This window comes from Mariprofundus aestuarium, from assembly GCF_002795805.1.
Lineage (GTDB): Bacteria > Pseudomonadota > Zetaproteobacteria > Mariprofundales > Mariprofundaceae > Mariprofundus > Mariprofundus aestuarium.
In genome coordinates, this window is record NZ_CP018799.1 from 2,214,158 (window position 1) to 2,240,582 (window position 26,425).

Consider the following 26,425-nt stretch of genomic DNA (forward strand, 5'->3'; position numbering starts at 1 on the left):
TATGGCTTACAGCTATCTTGAATTTGAACGTCCGATTGCAGAACTGACATCGAAGATCGAAGATCTCTCAGGCATGGGTAAAGACTCCGGTGTAAATATCGCCGAAGAGGTGGAGCGCCTGAACAGCAAAAAGGATAAGCTGGTTGAGCAGATCTACAGCAAAGCGACCCGCGCCCAGATCTGCCAGCTCTCCCGCCATCCCGATCGCCCCTACATCCTCGATTATATCCCGCATATGTTCGATGATTTTCAGGAGCTGCACGGTGACCGCGCATTTGCCGACGATGGCGCCATTGTCGGTGGCCTTGCCAACTTCCGCGGCAAGAGCGTTATGGTCGTCGGCCACCAGAAAGGGCGTGACACCAAAGAGAAACTGCGACGCAACTTTGGCATGCCAAGACCAGAGGGCTACCGTAAGGCTCTGCGACTGTTTAAACTCGCAGAGCGTTTTGAGATTCCCGTACTTACCTTTATCGATACCGCTGGCGCATGGCCCGGCATTGATGCTGAAGAGCGTGGCCAGAGTGAAGCGATTGCACGCAACCTTCTGGAACTTGCTGCACTGAAAACACCAATCATCTGCACCGTTATCGGTGAAGGTGGCTCCGGTGGTGCATTGGCTATCGGTGTTGGTGACCGCATGTATATGCAGCAGTTCTCAACCTACTCGGTGATTTCACCTGAAGGTTGTGCGGCGATCCTCTGGCGCGACCGCGCCCATGCAGCTGAGGCTGCCGAAGCACTCAAACCAACTGCTATCGACCTGCAGAAACTGGGGCTGATTGATGCGATCATCCCTGAGCCAAAAGAGGGTGCGCATCGCAATATCGAAGAAGCAGCCGAGCTGATGTCTGATCTACTGGAAAAATCGATTAACGAGCTGCTTAAGACACCACTGGATCAACTTCTTGCCAACCGTACCAAGCGCCTGCGCAATATAGGTTCATTCAGCAGCTGATCTTGCCATAGCCTGGCATACAAGGAACGCCGCAAACGGCGAGCCTCAAGGGGGATTTCTCTGCCCCCTCCAGCGCAGAGTGGGCAGGTAGAGGCGCGCCCAACAGAAGCCAGAAAAACATCAGGGTTGAGTATTCCCGCCTTATGATGAAGCCTCTCCTTGTAGAGGAGGGCTGTTATGGCTAAAAAAAGCTTATCCGACCTCATCGGCATCGAACTCAATCCATCCAGTCATGCCGAAAAATTAATCTCCGGCCTTGGTGGGTTCATCGCCATTTTCATGATTATCGTGATCAGCTACTCAGTTCTGGGGGCCGATGCCTATCTTATTGTCGCCTCTATGGGGGCTGCCACTGTTCTACTCTTTGCCATACCACACGGCCCTCTTTCACAGCCTTGGCCACTTTTCGGCGGCAATCTCATCTCTGCCTTGATTGGAGTGACCTGCGCCCAACTGGTTCCCGATACTTATATCGCCGCCGCATTAGCCGTTGGAATTTCGGTTACGGCCATGCATTACCTCAGGTGCATCCATCCACCGGGCGGTGCTACCGCCCTTTCCGCTGTGATCGGCGGTGCTGCTGTTGAAGAACTGGGCTATATGTATGTCATTACACCGGTGCTGCTCAATATCGCTTTGATCTTCGCCGTCGCAGTAAGCTTCAACTTTCTATTCAAATGGCGTCGCTATCCAGCTCAATTGGCCGCCGATAAAGTTACACTCTCGCCAAAGCTTACACATGAGAGCATAAAGCATGCGCTGAAACAGATCGATTCATTTGTTGATGCCAGCGAAGATGACCTTAACCGCATCTATGAACTGGCCCTTGAGTTTGACAAGAATCATGAAAAACAGTTCTCCAAATAGGTCATTAGGCCAAGTAAGGGACAAAAAAAAGCACCCCGCCGAGGCGAGGTGCTAATTATGCTTTAGTTAAAAACTAAAGTATGAAACTCTTACTGAGGATAAACGTTACGAGCCTGTGGGCCCTTCTGTCCGTCTTCTACTTCATACTCAACCTTCTGGCCTTCAACGAGTGACTTGAAGCCATCGCCCTGAATTGCGGAGAAGTGTACGAACACATCGTCGCCACCATCATCCTGTGCGATGAAGCCGAAACCTTTAGAGTCATTGAACCACTTAACTGTACCTGTTGCCATTTTAAAAATCCTCGATTAATCTATTAATCTAATTATTATATAGTGCAAAACTGTTCATTTGAGATGTTTCAGTGAAGATAAATCAAGAAGAAACTTCTGAATCTGCCTAGAAAAACCACCAACAATCATGTTCTGCGGAACGCACTGTATGTCAGCCGCAACCATTAAGCTAGCAAAAGATCAATACCGAAGTGTGGCAACATGCCGCTACGGCGATCAATCACCCGCAGAACTTGCCTGAGGCACCGCAACAGGAGTCAGTTGCGGGTGGTCAATTGTTCCTCCCACAAGCATCTCGCCGGAGAGCAGCCCTGCCGTACGAATCGTCCCATGAAGATTGCGGTTAGAGACTACGCTGACATCACCTGCAGCATTGATCAGCGGGGAAAATATCTCAAGGTTATTCAGATGCTGGTCCACCCCGCGCGCCTGCAGCGAAAAGCGGATCAGATCGTAGCCAATGGTCAGGCCTCCCAGCATAAGCTGGCCTGAGCGGATACGCACCGGTCCATCTGCCTTCAGGCCATTTTGTATTGCAGCAGGCCATCTCCCCTCTGTAGAGATATCGAGCTCCGCACTTAAAGTACCATTCAATGACTGGTGGGCCCCAACATCCAGAATCAGTGGCTGAAGCTGAATCGTATGTAGCGTGGCCCTGCCGACCATCGAGAGTTGCCCGCGTTCTGCAGGCGAAACAACAGCATCAAGTTTTACCTCACCGTCATAGAGGATGGCTTGCCATTCATCCAATTTTACCTGATCCCGGCTTATCCGAACCTTTCCATTCACGCTGTCGATATGCAAAACAGGCTTAGCAGCCCCACCTGCCCGCTTAGGGAATTTCATCTCGATACCAATCAGCTCAAACCCGCTTAACTCCAGAGAACCACGAATCAGTGGTAACAGGGCAAGTAAAACCGCTCCGGATTCCGCATGCATCTCAGATACAGCGCCTTCCCCCTCTCCGGCAACAATATTCACTGCCCTCAGTTCCACTACTGGAAAAAGGCGGAGTGATACCCCACCGACACTCACCGCCATCCCGGATGTTCGGCTTGCATGCTCCTCAACCAGATCCTTGAGCACATCGGAGGGCAGCAGCACGGGTGCTGCAAACAGCAGCAACACGACTGTTGCAATAGAGAGCAGCGTATAGCGGATAACCTTGCCCATAATTTTCCTCCTGAAACAAAAAAAAACCCGGCCGCTAAGCCGGGTTTTTCTTACTGTTGAGTGGCTTACTGAATATCCCTGTCTGGAACAATCAGCATCTCCACACGACGATTCAGCTGCCTGCCCGCTTCGGTATCGTTGGTCGCTCGTGGCTGCAGTTCACCACGTCCGTCAGCAATGACCCTTCTCGAGTCCACACCACGGTCGGCCAGGTACCAACCTACAGCATTCGCCCGCTGCTCGGAGAGGTTCTGATTATAGGCTGTAGATCCACGGCTGTCGGTATGGCCGGTGATTTTGATGGTTGTGCGCGGATAGCGATTTAGAATATCAGCAACCTTATCCAGCGTATTGTTGAAAGCAGGCTTCAGCTGTGCCGAGTTATAATCAAATGAAACCTCGGAATTCATGGTGATCTTCAGGTTCTCATTCTGCAGTCGCTCAACCTCAATCTGATTGGCACGACGCTCCTCCTCCAGCACACGCTTGAATTCAGCCTCCTGATTGTCCATATAACGACCAACACCTGCACCAAGCAGCCCGCCCGCAGCACCTCCAATCAGCGCCCCGCGCAGTGCGCCGCCGGAACGATCCTGCTGATGGCCGATCACAGCACCAGCAATGGCTCCAATGGTTGCACCCACTGCCGCTTTCTCTTTCGTATGTCTGTTCGGGTCATCCGGAGTGGTTGCACATCCGGTAAAGGTGAGACCTGCTGCCACCATCAATAACATTACTCGTTTCATCTTTCTGTCCTCCGTAACACGTTACCTGTTTGATTCAACGGCAGATCCCGCTGTCATCCGGAAAGCGTCGCAGGCTTTCCGATTCTCAATCTCGTTCGTTCTGCGCAAGCATACCGATTTCACAATCAACTGAAAGCAGGCATAGCACAAATACGTTTAGATATTGAGCCAATCATAGCATCTACCCTCAGGCTAGAGCCTATGACGATGATCACCAAGCGTAATTTACGCACCTTCAGGGCCTTCAAACCCGGCATCATGCCCTGCTTTGCCTCTTTCCGGTTTTCATACAGACTCCTGGCATGGATGAACCCACCCTCAGGCTTGCTGCATTTCTTATAATATTTGGCTGCATGGCACTGGCACAGGCAGTCGTACCCCGCCGCAATCTCCATTTCGGCTATCGCCGCTGGCCTGCCAATCTCGGCATTGTTTTGCTCGACATCCTGGTCATACGCCTTCTCTTTCCTGCAGGGGCAGTCGGCGCCTCAATATGGGCCGAAGCAAATGGTATCGGTCTGTTTCATATGATCGAGCTGCCGGCAGCCATGGAAATGGCTCTCTCCATCATCCTTCTCGATCTGGTTATTTACACCCAGCATCTGATTTTTCACGCCGTACCACTGTTGTGGCGACTGCACAGTGTCCATCACGCCGACCGCGACATCGATGTGACAACTGGGCTACGCTTTCACCCTATCGAAATTATTCTCTCCATGCTGGTCAAACTCACCTTCGTAATCCTGCTCGGTGTTCCGGCCATAGCCGTAGTGCTATTCGAGGTCATTCTCAATGGTATGGCGATGTTCAACCATGCCAACTTCCACCTTCCTAAAAAGGTCGATGCGGTAATACGTCTGCTGCTCGTTACCCCGGATGTGCATCGCATTCACCACTCTGTAATCCAGCAGGAGACCGACAGCAACTTCGGTTTCAACCTCAGCATTTGGGATCGCATCTTCGGCACATGGCGGGAACAGCCGGAGCGGGGACATGAGGCGATGACCATAGGGCTGGAGCGGCTGCAATCTGCTCCCACCCACAACCTGATCTTCATGCTGCGCTTGCCGTTTCAGCGTGATTTGGGCCAGTATCCGAACTCCAATCAAGAACAGGAGTAGAACCATGTGTGATGAGAAGGTCAATCGTTGCGAATGCATTAATAAAACATTCGAGCAGTTGAAGGGTTTTGAAAACCTTGCCGCCGCGCAAAAAGCGACCGGATGTGGAATCGAGTGTGAGGGCTGCCTCCCCTACCTGAAGCTGATGTTTGCCAGCGGTGAAACGGCATTTGACCTTGAAGACCCGCGATTGGCGGACTATCAGTAAGCGATGGAGTCGCGCTATAGTAGCAACCTCCTGATTCTGACCGCTGCATTTGTGGTTGTCGTGGCTGGCATGCAGGCGGCAACTACCATACTGGTGCCATTCCTGCTGGCGGCATTTATCGCCATCATCTGCCTGCCACCATTGAAATGGTTTACCTCCAAAGGTTTCTCTCCTGCTATCTCCGTACTGATTATCACGCTGACCCTGGTTCTTCTCGGCAGCCTGCTCGGCGCGTTTGTAGGCGCCTCTGTTGCCGAGTTCACCAACAATCTGCCGACCTACCAGTCCAGGTTAAACCAGCAGACCAGTGACCTTATCGCATGGCTCTCGGGGCTTGGCATCAACCTGAATACGCAGCTGCTACGCGATAACCTTGATCCATCCATCGCCATGGGCATGGCAGGCAACCTTCTCTCGGGACTTGGCAACGTACTGGCCAACACCTTCCTCATCGTTCTGACGGTCATCTTTATGCTGATAGAGATGACCGCCCTGCCACACAAGTGGCATGCGATGGGAGGTCGCGCCCCCTCAACCGGCGGCTTTGAAAAATTCACCACCACTGTCAGCTCCTACTTCGCCATTAAAACCTGGATCAGCCTTGCTACTGGCGCATGCATCACCATCTGGCTCTCGTTTCTTGGCGTTGATCACGCGGTTCTCTGGGGGTTGGTGGCATTCCTGTTTAACTTTGTACCCAATATCGGTTCGATTATTGCCGCCGTACCCGCCGTGCTGCTGGCGCTGGTACAGCTGGGGGTCGGTGACGCCGTGTTAACCGGGCTCGGCTTTGTCGCCGTGAATATTGTCATGGGCAATGTGGTAGAACCGCGTTTCATGGGCAGAGGCGTTGGCCTCTCCACGCTGGTTGTATTTCTCTCTCTGGTCTTCTGGGGTTGGGTTCTGGGGCCGGTCGGCATGTTGCTCTCGGTGCCACTGACGATGATTGTAAAACTGGCGCTGGAAGCACGACAGGATACAGAGTGGCTGGCCATCCTGATCGGCCCGGATATTGAACCGGAAGAAACAATAAAATAGCCCTCACCGGCACTTACAAAGGAACATAAAAAAAGCCCCGCCGAAGCGGGGCTTTTTTTATCAATTTGTAATGGCTTTTTTTAAAGCAGAACAATCGCTGCCCAAAACGCTAGCGCTGTACCGCCCAAAACACCTGCCAAACCAGTAGCTTCTGTACCATCATGGGTTTCATTCATATCTCGGCCTCCTTTTGACCATTAAGCCAAACGTTGTAAGCAAGATACAATACCCTATCAAATAAGTCAAGTATTATTTAATATGGATGACCATCATGATTCTATACAAATCCGGACTGTTAATCGCGACACAGCATAGGACGTGGCAACGAATATTTAATCCTCCCCCTTCTCTTTTAACAACTCAGCCAAAGCGGCCAGCCCCTTAAAGCTCGAACCCTTCGACTCGTCTCGCTTTATATCCCCGTGTGCATCGGCCTCCATATAACGCTGATGCTCATTATCATGGCAGTAGATGCAGAGCAGCTCCCAGTTGCTGCCGTCGGGCGGGTTGTTGCTGTGGTTGTGGTCCCGATGGTGAACCGTCAGTTCACGCAACTGCTTGCCTGCGAAGTCCCGGCCACAACGGCCGCAGACCCATGGATAAAGCTTCAGCGCCTGCTCTCTGTAACTTTCGTTACCCATGTTAGAACTGTGCCGGCCCGAAGTAGGTCTCAACCGACCCTAAGGAGGCCCCCAACAGGGCAAATGTAATCGAGCCGATAATGGAGAGGATAATAAAGGCCGGAATCGAAGCGATTGCCGCCTTCACCATAAATACGACCATCGACATAAATGGCATTTTGATATCAACAATAGTTACCTGATCACTCATCTCTTATTCTCCTAAATCAACGGCAAAGCCGGAATGGCGCAGTAACGCATCAACTGTCGGCTTGCGCCCACGAAATGCAACGAATGCATCCATAATCTCCCTGCTGCCACCGATCGAGAGCAGCTCTTCACGCAGACGAGCTGCCGTACCGGCATTCAACACGCCCTCCTCTTCAAAGGTGGCGTAAACATCGGCTGAGAGCACTTCGGCCCACTTGTAAGAGTAGTAACCCGCCGCATAACCACCGGCAAAGATATGCGAAAAGCTGTTCTGGAAACGGTTAAAGGCCGGCGGCGTGATTACTGAGACCTCATCACGCACCCGGTCAAGAAGCTGCTGAACTGATTCGTCACCTGCTGGGTCATATTCGCTGTGCAGCAGCACATCAAACAGTGCGAACTCGATCTGGCGCAACATGATCATCGCCGACTGGAAGTTCTTTGCTGCCAGCATCTTATCAAACAGAGCATCGGGCAGCGCTTCACCTGTCTCGTAGTGCCGGGCAAAGAGATCAACCACCTGCCGCTCCCAGCAGAAGTTCTCCATAAACTGGCTTGGCAACTCCACCGCATCCCACGGCACGCCGCGGATACCGGAAACGCCAAGTTCACAGACCGTGGTCAGCATATGGTGCAGGCCGTGGCCAAACTCGTGGAAGAGCGTGGTCACCTCATCATGCGTCCACAGTGCCGGTTTATTTCCGACGGGCGCATCGAAGTTGCAGACCAGATAGGCCACCGGCAGCTGCAGGGCGCCATCAGGCTTCTGCCAGCGGACGATGCACTCATCCATCCAGGCGCCACCACGCTTATGCGCCCGCGCATAGGGATCGAGATAGAAGGCAGCGATCTTCACGCCGCTGCTATCGAACAGTTCGAAGAAGCGGACACTCTCGTGCCATTTCGGCACGTTCTCGTTTTCCCGGATGGAGATCCCATAAAGCTTTTCAACCAGCCCGAACATGCCTGCTGTAACACTCTTCTCAGGGAAGTAGGGTTTCAGCTCCTCCTGTGAAATCGCATAGGTTTTCAGCCGCAGCTTCTCAGCCGCAAAGGCCACATCCCACGCCTGCAGATCGCTTAAACCCAGCTCATCAGCGGCATAGGCCTGCAGCTCGGCAAACTCCTTTTCGGCAACCGGCTTGCTCCTGGCTGCCAGTTCACGCAGGAATCCAGTCACCTCATCCACGTCACTTGCCATCTTGCTGGCAAGAGAGGAGGCGGCGTAATGCTCAAAGCCAAGCAAGGAGGCAGCCTCCGCACGCAGGGCAAGGATCTCAACAATCACCGGCGTGTTATCCAGCTCTCCGCTTGATGCCCGTGTGACATATTCGCGATACATCGTCTCGCGCAGCCCCCGATTCTCGGCAAACTGCATGAAGGGGACATAGGAGGGGGCATCGAGTGTAATCAGCCAGCCGCCCTCTTTACCAGACTGTGTGGCGCGTTGTGCAGCAGACGCCAGAATAGATTCCGGCAGACCGGCAACATCGTTCTCATCTGTGATGTGCAGTTCAAACGCCTGCGTAGCATCGAGCACATGCTGCCCGAACGCAGTAGTAAGCTCGGAGAGGGACATCTGGATCTCTTTGAAGCGCGCCTTGGCATCGCCTTCAAGCTCGGCACCGGAGAGTTTGAAATCACGCAGTGCATGTTCAATCACCTGCCGCCGCTCCTGTGATAATCCGGCGAAATCATCCCGATCAGCCACCTTCCTGATCGCAGCATAAAGGGCCTCATTCTGCGCCAGTTCACTCGACCACTCGGTCATCTTCGCCACGCCCTGCTGATAGATCGGTCGAAGCTCTTCTGAATCACAGACCGAATTAAGATGCCCGACAGGCCCCCAGACACGACCCAAAGATTCCTCGATCTGCTCAAGTGGCAGCATCAGTGAATCCCAGTCGGGATCGGCGATCTCAACCAGCCCGGTCACGATCTGCCGCGCACGGCCAATCTCTTCATCAATCGCTGGCAGCACATGCTCAGGTTTGATCTGGTCAAAAGGTGGGAGTTCAGTGGTGATCCCTTTCAGGATCGGATTGGTAGCAGTCTCATTCATGACCGGAACGATATGACTCCCTCAAACCATTGCAACTGAAAGAGGGCGCTTGCTCAAGGAGGCCACATCTACTTTATTCTCTATCCAATCAGGAGGAAGCATGAAAAGGGTGATTCTATTCAGCATGGCCATTTCCAGCCTGCTCATTATTGGATGTGATAAGAGTCAAAACAGTAAAAGCACCCAGGCACTCATTCCGGAAATCGTTGGCACGTGGCAACAGTCAGGTGCGGCCAAACCAACATTCCGTATTGATCAGAGTGGCAACTATTATGGCTTTGATATGGGCGGGGCAACTTGGGACATAAATAATGAAGACCGGCTTCGCCTAGGTGTCTATCCAGATGGTCACCCTAGCGCATACAGGTATAACCGTGTTTATGGAAACCCCGGTGAGCTTGTCGGTGTATGGAAATATGCATTTCCTGCACCGGATAAAGAGATTGAGGAAATCCACTTTCGTGCTGACGGAACATACTCATCCACCATCATCACCTCTCCTGATTACCCACCCCAGCGGGCAGAGAGCTACTTTGGCAATTACTGGCTGGATGGCAGCAACTATTCATCAGAGGACTTTACTCGCGTTGTGCTCACCTCCAACGTCAGTGGTGACATCAATACTGTGATTTCGGGTCAAATCACCCATGACATGCCTTATTCGCCTAATAATACGGGCACACTTGAGATCCTGGATATGGGGAAAACACTGCGCATCAACTGGGATGGGGACGTTTTTCAATACAGCAAGGTACCATAAATATTCTTTTTCAGGCATATCATCGGAAACCAATTCGATGATCAAGTGCGCATCTTCGCATAAAACTCTACACTGCGGCGCACGGAGTGGCCTGGACGGTCGCGTCGGGTGCTTGCACCCGCCGAGGAAAGTCCGGGCTGCACAGGGCAAGGCGCCGGTTAACGGCCGGTGAGGGTGACCTCGAGGAAAGTGCCACAGAAAACAGACCGCCTTCTGCCTCTTCGGGGGCCGTCGGTAAGGGTGAAAAGGTGCGGTAAGAGCGCACCGCCCGAGCTGGTAACAGATCGGGGCACGGTAAACCCCGCCTGCAGCAAGGCCAAATAGGAGAGCGCTAAGCGTGGCCCACGTTTGCTCTCGGGTAGGCTGCTCGAGCCTGCCGGTAACGGCAGGCCTAGATGAATGACCGTCTCCTCCCTCGGGAGAGACAGAACCCGGCTTACAGGGCCACTCCGTATTTAATCCTGTCCGCTTTACCGCTAGCGTTGGCAAACGATGACAATCGAGGATCTGATATGAGTTTAAGCTTCGCAGATGCAGCCAAAGCAAAACAGCTACGGGAATATTTTGCTGCGCACGGCCGCATTTACATTGTTATTGATGCCACCAGCGATGACGTGGACATCCCCGACTCGCTCAAGGGCGACCCTGCCCTGCGCCTTATTCTCAACTCCCGCATGCCCCAGATGATTCATATCCGCGAGGACAGTCTCGAATCCAACTTCTCATTTTCCGGTGTTGCTTACCCCTGCAAGGTGCCGATGCATACGATCTGGGCGGCCTACCTGCCCGAAGGTGACCTTGACCAAGGCATTATCTGGGATGACAGCGTGCCGGAGATGATCAAGGCGATCGTTCAGGCGGTTAGCAGCCACATGCCCGGAGATGCAGAAGAGCAGGATGAGTCCACCACAGCATCGGCAACGGCCAAAGGATCTGCAGGTGAACCTGCGGCTTCACCAATCAAATTGATTGAAGGCGGCGGCGCTAAAAAAGAGGAAACTGCGGATGAGAAGCCTAAAGATCGTAAAACCAGCCATCTACGGGTCGTCAAATGATTAAACGCTTTCTGCTGCTTCTCCTGCTTCTCCTGCCCCAGCTTGCGCTGGCCGCAGATGACCCTCGCATGCAAGTCGATGTTTTCGCAGACAGTAACGACAACATCACGACAGAATACCTGCATGCCAATATCCGCAAGGCCGCCGACATGGCACTGCCCCAGCTGTGGAGACGGGTTGTTCTGCAGAGCGCTCAGAGGCAGATCCCGAAAGATGTGAAGGCGGTTCAGTTCCTTCAGCGCGTCTCGCCTACAGCCAACGGGGTGAGTGTCGAATTCAACCAGCGACGCGTGATAGCCTTTCTTAAGAAACACAACATACCGCACCTCGCCGACCTGCCAGCATGGAACCTTTCGCTGCAAATCTCCAACGCCGCCGGGCGCTCCATGCCGGAATCCGCCGCCATGTTGAAGCGCCGTGCAGGTTCAGAGGGTCAAACATGGGGTTATGCTATTGATGGCGCACATGAGTCGCTGGTACTGCACTGGCGCTGGCTGGATAGCCGGAAAATTACCCTGAGCGTACGCGGCACCTCAAGGCTTGGTGAGTATTCCGAAACCCGCACAGTCGGCTCGGGTGACCCGTTCAGGCAGCTGAACCCCTGGCTCTCAGAGGTGCTTCTGAAAGCACGGGGTGCCTACGCCTCCAATGCCATTGCTTCCAAGCCAGCCCCGGAAACTCCAATAGTGACTGCAACAGGCATGACCGCCCAGAAAGAGCCTGTGATTCTCAGCATTGAGCGCCACGCATCTCTGCCCGAACAGGTACTGTTCGAGGAGGAACTTCGCCGGGACCCACGCGTTGTTGACCTCTCCCTCAGGCAGGTGAACCGTGATGGGCAGCAGTACCGACTGCTTCTGAAAGGGAGCGATGAGCAGTGGTTAACGCAGTGGTTCAAACGCAGGGGATTAACCCTCACACCTACCGTCGAAGGGTGGGTGGCGCGCTGAGTAAGCAGTGAAGGTACATGACCGTATTCTGAGTATCCCCAACATATTGACGCTGGCCCGCATCGTCATCACCCCTTTTATTGTCTTTGCAATCATGGAGGGAGAGGCGGCCTTTGCATTGATATTGATGGGCATTGCCGGCATCACCGACATGCTCGACGGTGCCATCGCCCGTTACCTCGACCAGCGCAGCATCGTTGGCGCATTCATGGATCCTCTTGCCGACAAACTGATGCTGATCAGCACCATCGTAACCCTCTTTTTTATTGATGAGATCCCGCTCTTCCTCTTCCTTGCCGTGGTGTTCCGTGATCTGGTGATCATGGTTGGCGCGATCGCCTATGAGGTGGTAACCGGCAAACTGGAGATGCAGCCCACGATGAGCTCCAAGATCACCACCGTATTACAGATCACACTGGTGCTGACTGTACTCGCCGATATGGCTTGGTCATTCCCGACTGAACTTTTCTACCAGACCGTGATCTGGACAACCTTTGCCTTCACCTGCATTTCCGGGGTGCAGTACATGGTGGTCTGGATGCGCAAAGCGGTCACTGACGAAGACACCAACTGATGCCAGCAGAGAAAAACCAGTTACGCCTGCAGCTGCCGCTGCCGGTCTCCTACGACTATCACAGCTGGTTACGCCACCCCGGTGTTGAAGATGCCTGCAATCGACTTGCGCTCTGGACGATACATGGCGGTCGCATCTGGCTGAACTCCGAATCGGCCGCTGGCAAAAGCCACCTCTTACGCACCATCTCCGGGGATCACCCCAATATTGGCCTGCTCGATATCAGCAGTGATGAAGCGCAGGAAGCAAGCTGGCATCTGGTGCAGCAGTGGATGCAGGCACTGGAAGAGAAGAGCTTCTGGATGCTTGATGTGAAGGCCGGAGCTATGCCACAGACGGTTGCACATGCCATCTTTCACTGCCTTGAGCGGGCTCGCGACCTTCAACGCCCTGTTGTCGTCGCCTGGTCTGGTGACAACGAATCCCTGCCACCGGAGCTCTCATCACGGCTGCTGGCCATGGAGAGCATTACACTGACACCTCCGCTGGATGATGCAGGGCTATTGCAGATCCTCGGCAACAGTGCCGGCAAACTGCAGTGGGATATTCGCGAACAGGTACTGCAGTCTATGCTCACCTATCTACCGCGCCAGCTCGACATCCTCGTGCCGGCACTGAGGGAACTTGAACGACTCTCATTTGAGCAGAAGCATAAACCCGGTCCCGCCTGGGTGAAGCAGCAACTTACCCGCATCGCCGGAGAACTACATCCGCGCCTGCTGTAAACGGCTTATCGCAAAAGCACGAAACGCACTTATGCCACAGCAAATCACCATCATAATATAAGAAATATTATTGTCCTTTCTTTGATGGCAAAGAAAGAACGAAAGAAAGCCACCCCGGAACCAGCCTGCCCTTCGGGTTCCCGATCCTGCATATCCAAATTCGGCCACGGCCGCCGCTTATTCCGGTTTTTGACATTTGTCTCGGCAGCCTGCTAGCGGGGGATTTGAATACCTTTTAGAGGCATCAGCTCCATCAGGGTTTCGTGCTTAACCATTCATCCAGAGCAGCCAGCGCAAGATCGGAAACTGAACGCCTGCGCTCAGCCCTTGAGAAACGGCGTTTACCCTCGCGCTTTTTACCCGGAGGCAACAAGCCGAAGTTGATATTCATCGGCTGAAAGTCTGCCGTTCTTGTCTGTGAGATGTGCGCCAGCAGTGCGCCATGTGCCGTGTTCTCCGGCGGCGCATTGGGCTCCTCACCCTGGGCAAGCGCAGCAAGGAATCGCCCTGCCATCAACCCCATGGAGGCTGATTCCACGTAACCTTCCACACCGGTAATCTGACCGGCAAAGAGAACCCGCGGATCAGACTTCAGGCGCAGGGTACCATCGAGCAGATCAGGCGATTTGATAAAGGTGTTGCGATGCAGGCTACCGAGCCGGAAGAACTCCGCATTCTCAAGCCCGGGAATCATGGTAAATACGCGTTTCTGTTCGCCATAGGTCATCTTGGTCTGGAAACCGACCATATTCAGCAGTGACCCCATGCGGTTATCTCGCCTGAGCTGAACAACGGCATATGCCTTCTCGCCGGTTTCGGGATGATCCAGCCCCACTGGCTTCATCGGCCCAAAACGGGGCGTATCCTCACCGCGTTCGGCCATCTCCTCGATCGGCATACAGCCCTCGAAAAAGGGAATATCCTCGAAATCCTTAAAGGCCACCTTCTCGGCATTGACCAGCTCTTTGATAAAGGCCTTATACTGCTCCGCATCCATCGGGCAGTTCAGGTAGTCACCCGTCTCACCCTCTTCGACATTCTTGTCATAGCGGTTTTTCCAGTAGCAGATATCCATATTGATCGATTCGGCATCAAGTACCGGTGCAATCGCATCAAAGAAGCAGAGCCGATCCACACCCGTTAGCTTCTGAATTTCATCGTAGAGGCCATCAGAGGTGAGCGGGCCTGAGGCGATCAGCACCAGTCCATCGGCAGGGATCTCTGTAACCTCGCCCTCGATAAGCTCAATCAGCGGTTCCGCGCGCAGAGCGGCGGTGACCATCTCGGAGAACTGTTCGCGATCCACAGCCAGTGCGGTTCCGGCTGGAATACGCGCCTTATCACCGCACGCCATAATCAGCGAATCCATGCGGCGCATCTCTTCGTGCAGAAGACCTACTGCATTCTCAAGGTGATCGGCTCTAAAGGTGTTGGAGCAGACAAGCTCGGCACAGTTTCCGGTGTTGTGCGCTGGCGTCATTTTCACCGGCCGCATCTCATGCAGCCTTACCGGCACACCGCGTTTGGCCAGCTGCCAAGCAGCTTCTGAGCCGGCAAGGCCGGCTCCAATAATCGTTACAGTTTGAATATCACTCATGGCGCAAACCTAGCCTTCAATCAGAGAGTACAACAACTGAATCTCTTCAGGCCAGATGGTCTCATCAATAGTTTCCAGCACCATTGGAATATCGTTGAAGTGGTCGCTGTTCATGATATGGCGGAACACATCCAGCCCCAGCTCTCCCTGTGTGAGCGAATGGTGGCGATCCACACGTGATGCAAAGGCGGCCTTGGAACCGTTGAGATGCATGCCGCGCAGGTAATTGAATCCAACAATGGCATCAAACTCACCGAATGTTTTCTCACAATCCTCTGGTCTGCGCATATCGTAACCGGCGGTGAAGGTGTGGCAGGTATCGAGGCAGACACCAACGCGCGATTTGTCTTCTACCTCTTCGATAATCGCAGCAAGATGCTCGAAACGGAAGCCCATGTTGCTGCCCTGCCCACTGGTATTTTCAATCACCGCGGTAACGCCTTCAGTCTGATCCAGCGCCCAGTTAATCGATTCGGCAATGCGACTCAGGCAATCTTCCTCTGAGATTTTCTTCAGGTGTGATCCCGGATGGAAGTTGAGAAGGGGAAGCTCCAACTGTTCACAGCGCTGCAGCTCATCAAGAAAGGCATTTCGCGATTTTGCCAAGGGTTCGGCCTCGGGATGACCGAGGTTGATCAGGTAGCTGTCGTGCGGCAGAACATGCTTTGGTTCAATCTCCGCCTTTTTCAGGTTGGCCTTGAATGCTGCGATACTCTCATCCGTCAGCGGCTTAGCAGCCCACTGACGCTGATTTTTGGTAAACAGGGCAAAGGCCTTCGCTCCGATATCAATGGCCCGGCCAGGCGTATTCTCGACACCGCCAGCCGCGCTTACATGTGCACCTACATATTTCAAAATAGAACTCCGAATCTGGGATCGGGAGACACTATCGGATCAACATGATGATCACACCCCAGATCCTTCAAGAATAGGCGACTCGAAAAGAAACTCCTGTTCAAATTCCTCAGCAGGCACAGGCCGGCCGAAATAGTAACCCTGAAACTTTCTGCAGCCATACTGCTTAAGAAGCTTAAACTGTTCTTCAGACTCCACCCCTTCGGCAATCACCTCCAAGCCCAGGGTCTCCCCAACCTTGATAATGGCCTGCACGATTGATTCATCGCTGATATCTACGCCAAGGTCACGAACAAAGCTCTGGTCAATCTTGAGCACATCAAGAGGAAGTTTTTTCAGGTATGAGAGTGAAGAGTAACCTGTTCCAAAGTCATCCATCGCGAGCTTGAGGTCTGCCAAGCGCAACAGGTGAAGCTTCTCGATCAGCTCCTCTGGATTGGAGTGCCCGATACTTTCGGTGATTTCAAGCTCGAGACTGGCGGAATCCACGCCAGAGGCTTCTATAGTCTGATGAACCTGCCGGACAAAGCCATCCTCCATAAACTCCTTCATGCTTATATTCACAGAGAGCTTCAAATGACTCATGCTCTCATGCTGCTGCCACTGGCTGAGTTTATGGCAGGCCTCTTTCATGAGCCACTGCCCCACAGGCACAATCAGGCCACTCTCCTCGCAAACATGGATAAACTCGAATGGTGGAACCATGCCTCGCTGCGGATGTTTCCATCTGATCAATGCCTCAGCACCTGTAGGCTTGCCCTCATCATCCACCTGTTTCTGGTAGTGGAGCTCGAACTGCCCCAGCTCCAGGGCATCACGAAGGTCTGATTCCAGTTGACTGCGTTTCTCCAGTGTTGCCTGCATTGCCGGATCGAAGAAACGCAGACCGTTGCGGCCCTGCTTCTTGGCCTCGTACATGGCTATATCTGAATTGCGGAATATCTCGTCCACGCTCACGTCCATACCCTGGAAAAGAGTGGCGCCAACACTGCCTGTGCAACTGAAACTCTTTCCTTTCAACCGATACGGCTCAGCTAGGATAGCCACAAGCTTTTCACCGACATGCCTGGCGCCCTCAATGGCCTGCTCTTTATCGTCTCCCAACTCGTGCAGGATGATAACGAATTCATCCCCACCAAGCCTTGCAACAGTATCAACCTCGCGAAGAACCGCCTCTAGCCTCTGTGCAACCTCCTTGAGCAAAGCATCCCCCTGATCATGGCCAAGCGTATCGTTAATGATCTTGAAGTTATCCAGGTCAATAAACAGCAGGCCACCAAAGAGCTTGTTACGCGCACTCTCCTTCAGGTTCTGCTGCAACTGCTCAATAAGTCGACGCCGATTCGGAAGTCCGGTCAGCGGATCGTAGTAGGCGAGTTTCAACGCCTCCTCCTGCGCCTCTTTGACCGCAGTAATATCCGAGAACATAGAGACATAATTGACGACTCGACCACGACTGTCTTCAACGCTGCTGATCGTCGCCCACTTCGGAAATATCTCCCCATTCTTGCGTCGATCCCATATCTCGCCCTGCCAGACTCCATACTCGGTAATGTGCCGCCACATCTCATTGTAGAACTCTTTGGAGTGGCGGCCTGACTTCAAGATTCGGGGGTTCTGCCCAACCACCTCTTCACGGCTGTAGCCTGTGATCTTCAGGAAGGCATCATTCACCCTGAGAATATTGGCCGCTGGATCAGTAATAAACATTGCCTCATGGGCGTTAAATACGGTTGCAGCAATTTGAAGCTCCCGCTCGGCGAGCTTGCGCTGGGTAACATCGGAAACCGTAGCAATGACATGGTGCTCGCCGTTCAAATGCAGAGGGCAAAGTTCCACCTCAACAAAAAACTCTTCCCCATCCTTACGCTTAGCAACATGGTCGCCCCCCTCTCCCATGTGTCGGCTATCTTCCGGTTCTCCCTGCTGGTATTCAGTGCGTTCAGAGCGATGGATGTCGATAAGCTCCTTGGGCATGAGAAATTCGACCGGCTGCCCCAGCATCTCCTGCAGCGAATATCCAAACAAATCGATGGCGATCTTGTTGACTCGAATAATTCGACCATCCGCATCAACCACGATGATACCCTGGGGAACCGTTTCAATAATGCGGCTGGCATAGGCCTCGCTTAGTTTCAGTTCTTGATTTAGCGCCCCGACCTTCTGCTCCTGAAACGCAATGCCCTCCAGCATCTGCTGAAAAGCATCAACAAGGGTTCCGAGCTCACCGGGGGCCTGAACTGGCAGATCAATCGTTCGGGCACCTTTGGCTACCGCCATCGCTCCATCGCTCAACTGCTCAAGTGGTGAAAACATCCGCCTTAACATGACAGACATGATCAAGCCAAGCAGCAGCAAAATCCCCAGGAAGCCCAACGCCAGCATATTTCGAAGCGATGCTGTCCTCTCATCAATCAGGGCATCAGGAAAACCATAGATCAATGTCAGGTATCTCTCCGGATTACTCAGGTCGTAATAGATCTTGGCTGCAGCCATGTGCATGGTCTGGCCGGCAATATTCAGCGACTGCGTAGTAATGCCCCCTGAATCAGCCCCAAACTTGGAAAATTCACTCAACTGCTGTTCAGGCTCCTGCAGGTTGAGCTCAGGCATTTCCTGCTGCCAGCGGTAGCGCTGGCCCAGATCAAATCCGAACACCTTTTCGGAGTCGGGGTGGTAAAGGAAATCGCCCTGCTGGTTACTTAAATAACCCTGGATGCCGGGACGCACCGGCTTCATGATTTCGGCAATGCTGGAACCGAGATCCAGGTTAGCCACGAGCATGCCGAACAGCTCCCCATCCCCTGCAAAGACTAACACTGAGGCTCTGATCGTCTGCACATGAGGCAGCTGAATCTTGCCATGATCACGATTGAGAGTGATTTCAGAGATATATGCAGCTCCAACAGTTCCGTCAGCCAGCTTCAGCGTTTCTAAGAAGTAGTCGCGGTCACCCTTTGCTTGCAGCCGTGCATCTGTCGCTACTACCAGCTCGTCTTCAAGTCGTTCAACGCGTACCAGCTCCATGCCGTTGTCGGCCAGGCCAATAAAGCGCAGCTGAAAATAGTGGGGATTCGCCAGAAGGAATGATTTGAATATCTCTTCAAGCCGCGCCCTCCATACCGCTAGCGAGTCACCCTCAACCGGATCGACTCCGCCGTTCCTGACGGCGCGGGCAATGGCCCGCACTGGCGGAGTCTGGACAAGAAACCGTGTCTGCTTACTCAGTTCATTAATGTATACCTGCAGGTGTACACCACGGTTGCTAACTGCACTTTCTACAGCAGAAGCATAGCCCTCGCGCAGTGACTTCCGCTGATCATCCTGGATTTTGAAGAAAAGCAATGCCGCGCCAGCCAGAAGAATTGCCAGAACAATGAACATTACCCTGCTCCGCAGGCTCATACCTTTAGCTCTAGCCATCTCTGTTCAGTCCACCCATGCGATTTTCGTCCTCCCTGGAGATTATTTCACCAGACAGTGATGCAGCAAGCAATGTGCCACATATCAATTTCATGTCACGCTAAAAGCCCTTTATGGAAATAGCGGTTCAGCATCGTCTCGTTGCCAATTAAGCCGCCACTGTGAACGTAAAGGATCGCACCATCGATCAACTCAACATGTTGCAGCAGTGTATGCCACATATTAGTCCCATAGATCAGGTCAAATTCTATACCAGCAGCCTTCAGCTCCCGGTATATGGCGAGAAACTCCGGATAGGGCCTGGCAAAGTGATGTTTCTTTTCGTTTTCGAGAATCCGCAGGTTTGGCGGCAGGGCTCCCAGCATTTCCATTTGATGGATCAGGTAATCTCTGTCGCCGACAGTAGGCGTGGTCAGAATCTTGGCATCGGGAAGCGCATAGGCGAGATAACACGCTGTGGTACCGGTGCCTGAAGGGGTAACCACATGAAGTTCATCAAGACCCTGCTCCTGCTGCCATCCACTTATCTCCCGAGCCAACAGTGTGATGCCCTCCTCTGCAATTGGATCTGCTCCGCCCTGAGGCACAAACAGTGTTGATGTTTTTCGCTGCAGCCTCAGCTGCCGGACCGTTTCCTCGTAGGCCTCATGCGCCACCTCGTGCAGCTGCATGCCAAGCTCCAGTGCCAACTTTAAATTGCCGCTCGGATAGGCCTTGAGGTGTTCAGGCAGAAGTTTGCATGTGTAGTGAAAGTCCCACCCTTTTTGATGGCAGAGCGCGGCAATGGAGAGCATGGCATTGGACTGTGTGCCGCCATAGGAGATGATGTCGTCATAGGTTTCAGCAGGCGTTTTTATCAGGCTATAGAGCTTGCGATATTTATTGCCACTAAGTAGTGGATCAATGAGATCATCCCGTTTAACGAAGAATTCCCTACCTCGTAAAACAAAATGTTCAATCCCGGAAAGCGGCTTCATGCGCATCTCTTGCAAACTACCGTGTCAGCTTCTCGATCACAGTGCTGTGTTGCGGATAAAGCGACAGAAGCTCCTGGCGCGATGGCATTTCAAAATCGGCAAAATCGAATCCAGGAGCAACCGTACACCCAACCAGTGCAAAGCCGCCGGAAGGTACGCTTGCCCCGAACCAGTCGCCCGCTTCCACCACCTGCTGGAAACACTCATCCTTTTCAGCATTGCGCCCCAGCTTCTTTTCTAGGCAGGAACCTGCCTTGTCAATTACATGCACCGTCAAGCCATCTCCATCATAGAAGTGCCACAACTCATCCTGTTTGATGCGGTGAAAGGCGGAGAACTCATCGCCACTCAGCAGAAAGTAGATGCTGGTGCAAAAGGAACGCTCGCCATCAAACCGCGCCGGCAGTCCATGCAGTGGAACCGTCTCGGAAGAGCGGTAGCTCTCTCTATACCATCCTCCTTCCGGATGCTGTTTGAGCCCCAGCTGTTCAATTATTTCATTTATCGTTCTCATAATCCTTGCCTTCCAAGTATACAATCTCGGCAACCCTAGCTTGCAGATTGAAAAAATCAGTTCCATACTGGCTTTATGCGATACCTACTTATGCTCTCCCTTCTACTCTTCACCCCTGCATTGGCGCAGGCCGAAAGTGATCAGCCGGCCGGCACACGCATCAACATCTCAGCCAGTGCGGAAACCGAAATTCCCAATGACGAGATGGTGATCACCTTTCGGGTTGAAAAAGAGGGCAAACATGCCAACGAAATCCGCCAGCATGTCAATCGGGTGAGTGCTGCGATCCAGAAGCGGATGAAAAGTGAAAGGGGTGTGAAGATGAAAACCACCGATCGCACCATGCAGCCGGTGTGGCACCATCCGAAGAACATGACACGCATCCGCACCGCATGGCGCATGACCCAGACCGAGCAGATCACCAGCAGCAACCTTGATGCCGTGCCAGAGTGGCTGGATGCAATCGAAGCTGAAGGGGCAAACCTCGCCAACCTGCAGTTCAGGGTTAGCCGAAACAGCTCTCTGGAAACACAGGCGCTGTTACGCCTTCAGGCCATCAAGGCGTTTCGGGCCAAGGCTGCAACCATCGCCAGGGGCGTAGATGCCAGAAGCTTTCGCATCATTCGCCTGAACAGCAGCAGCCACACACCTCAGCCCGTCATGTATCGGGCTGAGATGGCGATGATGGCCAAGGCTGCCGAGGCCTCTGCCCCGCCGGCCCTCTCTGCCGGAGAAGGCTTGGTTCGCGTCACAGTCAATGGTGAAATCGAGGTTCCATTCACAGATTTTCCTGTCGCCAGATAAACCCCTGCTTTACACTATCTAACAGTTTTCATAATTTATGCTATGGTTAGATATTGGGACGTTTTATAAACCAACGGGGAGGCTGGCTTGAAACAATCCAAAATCCTTATTGTTGACGATCAGGAGTCCCTCAGAGAGGCATATAGTCAGGTGCTGGAGCATGCGGGTTTTCTGGCCTGTACGGCTGAAGATTACGATCAGGCCATCACTCTGATCGACGACTCCATTGACCTTGCCCTGCTCGATATCCAGCTCAGTGGGAAATCAGGCCTCGACATTCTCACCTATATCCGCGGACACCGCCCGGATTGCCCGGCAATTATGATGTCCGGCTATGCCGACAAACAAAACACCATCGATGCGCTGCGACAGGGTGCTGCCGACTACCTTGAAAAACCGATCGCGCCGCTTGAACTGGTTCATAGTGTCAAACACTGCCTAGATTTTCGCGCCCTGAAAGATGAGAACCGGCAACTGCAGGATTTCCAGGTTATGCACCAGCAGCTTCAGGAGAGCGAGGCAGAAGCTCGCATGGCCAATGAGCGTTTGAACTTCCTGCTGACATCAACTGCAGCTGTCATCTATGCAGCAGAAACGACTGCCCCTTATGCCACCCTGTTTATCAGCGAAAACATCCAGCGCATGTGTGGCCATAAGAATGAAGAGTGCACCAGCGAAGCGGATCTGAGAATGAAGCAGATTCACCCTGATGATCTTGAGCACGTACAGGCTGAGCTGGTGCGCGGGCTTAAGCGTGGAAGCAGCCGAATTGAGTACCGTTTGCGACATAAGGATGGCCACTACTTCTGGGTAGCTGACGAGTTCAGGGTGGAAAAAAACAGGGATGGAGAACCTGAGTTTCTGGGCTTCATAACGGACATCACCGACCAGAAACTCAGCGCAGAGAAGATCAGGGAGATGGCCTATTCGGACCCGCTCACAGGGCTGCCGAACCGAAGCCTCTATTATGACCGCCTGCAGCAGACCCTGGCACAGTCGCACCGCAACAAGACCAATATGGCGGTGCTGTTCATGGATCTGGACTACTTCAAACCCATCAATGATGAGCTTGGCCATGAGTGGGGTGATCAAGCACTCATAGAGGTCAGCAAAAGATTACAGGAGTGTATCCGTGAAACCGATACGGTCGCCAGGATCGGCGGCGATGAATTCAGTATCATCCTTGCAGATATCGCTTCAGAAAAGGCCGCCTGCCTAGTCGCAGACAAGGTTATTGCCAGCATTCAGGAGCCCATGCTGCTTAAGGACACCCACTATGTACTTGGCATCAGCATCGGCATCTGCATGAAATCTCAGGAACATGGCGATGTAGAGACCTGCATGCGACTGGCAGACGACGCCATGTATCAGGCCAAGGAGATGGGGCGCAACCGCTACTGCATCTATCGCAATTCCGGACAAGGCTTATCGACTGAGCTAAGTGAGGAGCTGCTTGTTGAAAAGGCCCTGCGCCAGGCCATCGCAAATGATGAGCTGGTGATTCACTACCAGCCCAAGGTTGGTGTGAAGGACGGCCTGATCACCGGCACCCATGCACTGCTGCGCTGGAACAGGGGCGGCGAATCAGGCATGTTCTATCCCAACCAGTTCCTTCCCATCGCCAACAAGACAGGCCTTATCGTGCCGATTGGGGAGTGGGTACTGCGTCGAGCCTGCACCCAGAACAGGACATGGCAGGATGCAGGGCTTCCCATCGTACCTGTATCGGTCAATGTTACAGCCGAGCAGTTAAGGCATCCTGATTTCAGCAAGCTGGTGGCACGCATTCTGGATGAGTGCAATCTGGACTCCAGCATGCTGCAGCTGGAGATCAGTGAAAATGATTTGATGCAGCATAGCACCTCTGTCATCAAAACCATGAATGAACTCAATGATCTGAACATAAAAATGACCATTGATAACTTTGGCGCAGGCTTCTTCTCACTGCAGTCCCTGAAGGACATGCCTGTGCATGAGCTGAAGATGAACCGGTCACTGGTCAACCAGATCGGCGAGGGTGGAGACAGCGGCCAGATCGCCAATGCCATCATTGCGATGGGGCACATTCTAAATCATCAGGTGGTTGCGGAGGGCGTGGAAACCAACGACCAGTTGCAGTTTTTACGCGCGCATGACTCCGACGGCATGCTTGGCTACCTCTCCAGTCCACCGGTTCCGGCAGATAAGATCGTTGAACAGCTGAAAAACAGAAAATCAATGCTGGACAGCTAACCCATGGATCGCACTGACTCATAACAGCTCATAAAAAAGGCGGGGATATCCCCGCCTTTTTAGTCATGCATCAAACAGCTTAACTGCGGCTGGTAACTTCCAGAAGGTGATAGCCGAACTGAGTCTTAACCGGCCCCTGTACGGTTCCAACCTCGGCGGAGAAGACCACTTTGTCGAATTCCGGTACCATCATACCCGGACCGAACTCACCCAGATCACCACCATTGCGGCCGGATGGGCAGCTGGAGTTCTGGCATGCGACCTCGGCAAAGTCGGCACCGGCTTCGATAGCCGCTTTCAGTTCGTTACACTTCTCTTCACTTTCCACCAGGATATGGCGGGCGCTTGCTACTGTCATAATACACCTCTTTAATAAATTTCGAGCACACTAACAGCTCAAAAGCTGCGTTCAAATTTCAACAGCTTCTTCTTCCACTCGATGCCGCAGGAGAAACCACCCAAACCATCGGCTGCAATGATGCGATGACAGGGAATCAGGATGGGCAGTGGGTTGCCGCCGAGCGCCTGCCCCATCGCCCGTGGGGCGGTATGCAGTGTTGCTGCAATTTCGCCGTAGGTGCGCACCTCACCGAACGGAATCGCCAGCAATCCTTGCCGCATTCTCTCCTGAAAAGGTGTTGCAGCTTCAGCCAGAAGCGGCAAAGGAGCCTGCTGATTACTGAAGTAGGCATTCAACCATTCAGAAACCGGATCAACCGATTCAGGCATCCCAATCTGTGCAGAGAGGCTGACTTCTTGGCACGCCTCTCCATCCCAGCGGTAAGAGATCGGCCCTAATGGCGAGTTGAACAGGTAGAGCATGACCATATTCTAGCAGATCATCTCAGGAACAGTGGTCGAAATTCCGCCAGCCACCTAGTGTGCAGCGATGGACTGGGCACTCTTCTTTTCGGCGCTGATCTCTTCCACCCTCTTTCCGGGAGGGTCGGAGGCACTGCTGCTCTATCGTCTCAATGAAGGCGGCAGTGTGATGTCGCTCCTGTTGATTGCCACCATCGGCAACGTGCTCGGTAGCCTGATTACCTACGGCATGGGGCGGCTCGGCAACGAGGCCCTGCACAAAAAATGGTTGCGCATCTCCGAGGCACAGACCGAAAGGGCAGAAAAGTGGTTTGAGAAATATGGCAAGCCATCACTGCTGTTTGCCTGGCTGCCCATTGTCGGTGATCCGCTCTGTCTCGTGGCAGGGCTGTTGCGCTGCCATCTGATTACCTTTCTGGTGCTTGTATCGATAGGGAAGCTGGCCCGCTATGCCCTTCTGGTATCGCCATTTATTTGAAACATCCGGAGCTGAAGAAACAGCCAAAGACAGCTTTACCCAGCCAGACTGGCGCATTTCACGCCACATTAAGATGTTTTGGGAATGGTGAAGCTAAACCTGCTGCCCTTACCAGAGGTGCTCTCTAAGGCATGCTCTCCCTTCAATAGATTATGGATAATGAGCCTGGTCAAATAGAGGCCAAGGCCTGTTCCACCCGCCACGGCAGAGAGGGGGGTATCCAGCCTCTCAAATGCGAGAAACACACGCTCCTGATCCTCTTTCTTGATACCAATACCCTCATCCATCACATCTACCTGTATGTTTTCACCATCTTCGCTGGCGCATACCGTTATTGTTCCCCCTGTGCTGTATTTCACAGCATTACTAAGATAGTTGAGCAGGCACTTGATCAGCCACTCCCTGTCCGAGCGAATGGAGGTGTCGCCATTTTTTTTAACACATACCCTGATTCCTTTCCTCTCGGCATCCGGTTTAACCTTTGCAACCGCCTCATTGATAACCTCAATCATCGAGAATGTCTCTGCTTTGGCCTTTACACTTCCTGACTCAAGCATGGATATCTCGAACACCTCGGTTATAAGCTCCAGCAGCTGCTGCCCTGCAGCCTCAATGCGAGTCACGCGGTCCAGCTGGGTATCGGTGAGCTCTCCCTCCATGCCCCGCCTCAACATGGAGGCGAAGCCGATAATGGCATTCAAAGGGTTGTGGAGTTCGTTCGACATCGTGGAGAGAAACGTGGATTTAAGCTTATCCACCTCTTTGAGTTGGTTGTAGGCGATGGTCAATTCGCGAGTGCGCTCACGCACCCTCTTCTCAAGCATCTGATGTGCATGCAGCAGACTTTCCTCAGCACGCTTACGCCCGATGATATTGGTGTAAAGAGAGAGGCGACTGATGAGCAGGTTGTCATCAATAGGTTTGGTCAGGTAGTCAATGGCCCCCACCTCGTAGCCATGTTTAATGAACTCTTCGGCTTTAAACACAGCGGTGATAAAAACAATGGGTATCTCCCTGGTTCGGCTTGTCATCTTCAGGTGTTTGGCAGTCTCAAAGCCATCCATTTCCGGCATCTGCACATCCATGAGTATCAGGTCGACCGGCTGTTCGATGACGATTTTCAAGGCTTTTTCACCCGAGTCAGCCTCTATGACATGAATGTTTTTCACCCGTTTAAGCAGTGAGTGCAGCGTAAACAGGTTGCTCTGGTTGTCATCGACAATGAGAATATTGTAGGGGCTGTCATCAACAGCATTGAACTCTTTTAACCCAGCCATCAGTAAAGCCTCCTTTATCCACTTCATGCCCTGACTATCGACTACCGTCTCACATATTTATCGCCTTTTTACCCACTGGTAAAAAC

27 protein-coding genes and 1 other RNA gene are annotated in these 26,425 nt (G+C 52.9%); 14 read left to right on the forward strand and 14 right to left on the reverse strand.

What is annotated here, in order from left to right:
* The first annotated feature begins 1 nt into the window (after window position 1).
* Both Ga0123461_RS10660 and Ga0123461_RS10665 read left to right on the forward strand, forming a co-directional pair.
* On the forward strand, window positions 2-958 hold the full coding sequence (locus Ga0123461_RS10660; RefSeq protein WP_100278319.1) for an acetyl-CoA carboxylase carboxyltransferase subunit alpha: 957 nt from the start codon (window positions 2-4) through the stop codon (window positions 956-958).
* 177 nt (window positions 959-1,135) lie between these two features.
* Window positions 1,136-1,825: an HPP family protein gene (locus tag Ga0123461_RS10665; RefSeq protein ID WP_100278320.1), complete on the forward strand. Its 690-nt coding sequence runs from the start codon at window positions 1,136-1,138 to the stop codon at window positions 1,823-1,825.
* Between the two features lie 89 nt (window positions 1,826-1,914).
* Here Ga0123461_RS10665 and cspE read toward each other — a convergent pair whose 3' ends face one another.
* From cspE to Ga0123461_RS10680, 3 genes are all read right to left on the reverse strand, one after another.
* On the reverse strand, window positions 1,915-2,118 hold the full coding sequence (gene cspE, locus Ga0123461_RS10670) for a transcription antiterminator/RNA stability regulator CspE (protein WP_100278321.1): 204 nt from the start codon (window positions 2,116-2,118) through the stop codon (window positions 1,915-1,917).
* Between the two features lie 216 nt (window positions 2,119-2,334).
* Entirely contained in the window at window positions 2,335-3,291 is a 957-nt protein-coding gene (locus tag Ga0123461_RS10675; RefSeq protein ID WP_100278322.1) for an AsmA family protein, read from the reverse strand.
* A 65-nt stretch (window positions 3,292-3,356) separates the two neighbouring features.
* Window positions 3,357-4,037: a YiaD family glycine zipper/OmpA-like lipoprotein gene (locus Ga0123461_RS10680; RefSeq protein ID WP_100278323.1), complete on the reverse strand. Its 681-nt coding sequence runs from the start codon at window positions 4,035-4,037 to the stop codon at window positions 3,357-3,359.
* Between the two features lie 302 nt (window positions 4,038-4,339).
* Here Ga0123461_RS10680 and Ga0123461_RS10685 point away from each other — a divergent pair, with 302 nt between their 5' ends.
* From Ga0123461_RS10685 to Ga0123461_RS10695, 3 genes are read left to right on the forward strand one after another with little or no spacing between them, the layout of a single operon-like run.
* Window positions 4,340-5,158, forward strand: coding sequence for a sterol desaturase family protein (locus tag Ga0123461_RS10685; RefSeq protein ID WP_100278324.1), 819 nt, complete (start codon window positions 4,340-4,342; stop codon window positions 5,156-5,158).
* Between the two features lie 4 nt (window positions 5,159-5,162).
* A complete protein-coding gene (locus Ga0123461_RS10690) occupies window positions 5,163-5,366 on the forward strand; it encodes a hypothetical protein (RefSeq protein ID WP_100278325.1) in 204 nt (67 codons plus the stop codon).
* Window positions 5,367-5,369: 3 nt separating this feature from the next.
* Window positions 5,370-6,404: an AI-2E family transporter gene (locus Ga0123461_RS10695; protein WP_100278326.1), complete on the forward strand. Its 1,035-nt coding sequence runs from the start codon at window positions 5,370-5,372 to the stop codon at window positions 6,402-6,404.
* A 332-nt stretch (window positions 6,405-6,736) separates the two neighbouring features.
* Here the strand turns inward: Ga0123461_RS10695 and Ga0123461_RS10700 are convergent, their stop codons facing one another.
* Genes Ga0123461_RS10700 through Ga0123461_RS10710 form a run of 3 tightly spaced genes read right to left on the reverse strand, consistent with a single transcriptional unit; the run spans window position 6,737 to window position 9,296 of the window.
* Window positions 6,737-7,045, reverse strand: coding sequence for a YajD family HNH nuclease (locus tag Ga0123461_RS10700; protein ID WP_100278327.1), 309 nt, complete (start codon window positions 7,043-7,045; stop codon window positions 6,737-6,739).
* 1 nt (window position 7,046) lies between these two features.
* On the reverse strand, window positions 7,047-7,235 hold the full coding sequence (locus Ga0123461_RS10705) for a hypothetical protein (protein ID WP_100278328.1): 189 nt from the start codon (window positions 7,233-7,235) through the stop codon (window positions 7,047-7,049).
* A gap of 3 nt (window positions 7,236-7,238) precedes the next feature.
* The gene (locus Ga0123461_RS10710; protein WP_100278329.1) at window positions 7,239-9,296 is read right to left on the reverse strand and encodes a M3 family metallopeptidase; all 2,058 of its coding nucleotides are present in this window, start codon (window positions 9,294-9,296) and stop codon (window positions 7,239-7,241) included.
* Window positions 9,297-9,396: 100 nt separating this feature from the next.
* On the opposite strand from Ga0123461_RS10710, the gene Ga0123461_RS10715 reads away from it, so the two are divergent.
* The 6 genes from Ga0123461_RS10715 to Ga0123461_RS10740 all read left to right on the forward strand — a co-directional run bounded on the left by Ga0123461_RS10715 (window position 9,397) and on the right by Ga0123461_RS10740 (window position 13,360).
* Entirely contained in the window at window positions 9,397-10,056 is a 660-nt protein-coding gene (locus Ga0123461_RS10715; RefSeq protein ID WP_100278330.1) for a hypothetical protein, read from the forward strand.
* A gap of 83 nt (window positions 10,057-10,139) precedes the next feature.
* Window positions 10,140-10,511: RNase P RNA component class A (rnpB, locus tag Ga0123461_RS10720), an RNA gene on the forward strand.
* Between the two features lie 57 nt (window positions 10,512-10,568).
* A complete protein-coding gene (locus Ga0123461_RS10725; RefSeq protein WP_100278331.1) occupies window positions 10,569-11,111 on the forward strand; it encodes a ClpXP protease specificity-enhancing factor SspB in 543 nt (180 codons plus the stop codon).
* Window positions 11,108-12,061 carry a hypothetical protein gene (locus Ga0123461_RS10730; RefSeq protein WP_100278332.1) on the forward strand — a complete coding sequence of 318 codons (954 nt, stop codon included), beginning with the start codon at window positions 11,108-11,110 and terminating at the stop codon, window positions 12,059-12,061. The genes Ga0123461_RS10725 and Ga0123461_RS10730 overlap by 4 nt, the downstream gene beginning before the upstream one ends.
* Window positions 12,062-12,068: 7 nt before the next feature.
* Window positions 12,069-12,635 (forward strand): CDP-alcohol phosphatidyltransferase family protein, encoded by a 567-nt coding sequence (locus Ga0123461_RS10735; protein WP_100278333.1) that lies wholly within the window; start codon window positions 12,069-12,071, stop codon window positions 12,633-12,635.
* Window positions 12,635-13,360 (forward strand): hypothetical protein, encoded by a 726-nt coding sequence (locus Ga0123461_RS10740; RefSeq protein ID WP_100278334.1) that lies wholly within the window; start codon window positions 12,635-12,637, stop codon window positions 13,358-13,360. The genes Ga0123461_RS10735 and Ga0123461_RS10740 overlap by 1 nt, the downstream gene beginning before the upstream one ends.
* 253 nt (window positions 13,361-13,613) lie before the next feature.
* Here the strand turns inward: Ga0123461_RS10740 and trmFO are convergent, their stop codons facing one another.
* From trmFO to Ga0123461_RS10765, 5 genes are all read right to left on the reverse strand, one after another.
* The gene (gene trmFO / locus Ga0123461_RS10745; protein ID WP_100278335.1) at window positions 13,614-14,957 is read right to left on the reverse strand and encodes a methylenetetrahydrofolate--tRNA-(uracil(54)-C(5))-methyltransferase (FADH(2)-oxidizing) TrmFO; all 1,344 of its coding nucleotides are present in this window, start codon (window positions 14,955-14,957) and stop codon (window positions 13,614-13,616) included.
* A gap of 9 nt (window positions 14,958-14,966) precedes the next feature.
* A complete protein-coding gene (gene nfo, locus Ga0123461_RS10750) occupies window positions 14,967-15,812 on the reverse strand; it encodes a deoxyribonuclease IV (RefSeq protein ID WP_100278336.1) in 846 nt (281 codons plus the stop codon).
* A 51-nt stretch (window positions 15,813-15,863) separates the two neighbouring features.
* Window positions 15,864-19,196: a bifunctional diguanylate cyclase/phosphodiesterase gene (locus Ga0123461_RS10755; RefSeq protein ID WP_198507065.1), complete on the reverse strand. Its 3,333-nt coding sequence runs from the start codon at window positions 19,194-19,196 to the stop codon at window positions 15,864-15,866.
* Window positions 19,197-19,330: 134 nt separating this feature from the next.
* Complete coding sequence (locus tag Ga0123461_RS10760) at window positions 19,331-20,212, reverse strand: pyridoxal-phosphate dependent enzyme (RefSeq protein ID WP_198507066.1); 882 nt, start codon at window positions 20,210-20,212, stop codon at window positions 19,331-19,333.
* Between the two features lie 16 nt (window positions 20,213-20,228).
* Window positions 20,229-20,726, reverse strand: coding sequence for a cupin domain-containing protein (locus Ga0123461_RS10765; protein ID WP_100278339.1), 498 nt, complete (start codon window positions 20,724-20,726; stop codon window positions 20,229-20,231).
* 75 nt (window positions 20,727-20,801) lie between these two features.
* Between Ga0123461_RS10765 and Ga0123461_RS10770 the strand changes: the two genes are divergently transcribed.
* On the forward strand, window positions 20,802-21,530 hold the full coding sequence (locus Ga0123461_RS10770; RefSeq protein WP_100278340.1) for an SIMPL domain-containing protein: 729 nt from the start codon (window positions 20,802-20,804) through the stop codon (window positions 21,528-21,530).
* An 87-nt stretch (window positions 21,531-21,617) separates the two neighbouring features.
* Window positions 21,618-23,762, forward strand: a complete 2,145-nt coding sequence (locus tag Ga0123461_RS10775) for a two-component system response regulator (protein WP_100278341.1) — start codon at window positions 21,618-21,620, stop codon at window positions 23,760-23,762.
* 79 nt (window positions 23,763-23,841) lie between these two features.
* Here Ga0123461_RS10775 and Ga0123461_RS10780 read toward each other — a convergent pair whose 3' ends face one another.
* Together Ga0123461_RS10780 and Ga0123461_RS10785 are read right to left on the reverse strand one after the other, a co-directional pair.
* A complete protein-coding gene (locus Ga0123461_RS10780) occupies window positions 23,842-24,120 on the reverse strand; it encodes a peptidylprolyl isomerase (RefSeq protein ID WP_100278342.1) in 279 nt (92 codons plus the stop codon).
* A 38-nt stretch (window positions 24,121-24,158) separates the two neighbouring features.
* Window positions 24,159-24,584, reverse strand: a complete 426-nt coding sequence (locus tag Ga0123461_RS10785; protein ID WP_232710169.1) for a methylated-DNA--[protein]-cysteine S-methyltransferase — start codon at window positions 24,582-24,584, stop codon at window positions 24,159-24,161.
* 67 nt (window positions 24,585-24,651) lie between these two features.
* Between Ga0123461_RS10785 and Ga0123461_RS10790 the strand changes: the two genes are divergently transcribed.
* Window positions 24,652-25,062, forward strand: coding sequence for a YqaA family protein (locus Ga0123461_RS10790; RefSeq protein WP_100278344.1), 411 nt, complete (start codon window positions 24,652-24,654; stop codon window positions 25,060-25,062).
* A gap of 68 nt (window positions 25,063-25,130) precedes the next feature.
* Here the strand turns inward: Ga0123461_RS10790 and Ga0123461_RS10795 are convergent, their stop codons facing one another.
* Window positions 25,131-26,339, reverse strand: coding sequence for a hybrid sensor histidine kinase/response regulator (locus Ga0123461_RS10795; RefSeq protein WP_198507067.1), 1,209 nt, complete (start codon window positions 26,337-26,339; stop codon window positions 25,131-25,133).
* Between the last annotated feature and the right edge of the window lie 86 nt (window positions 26,340-26,425).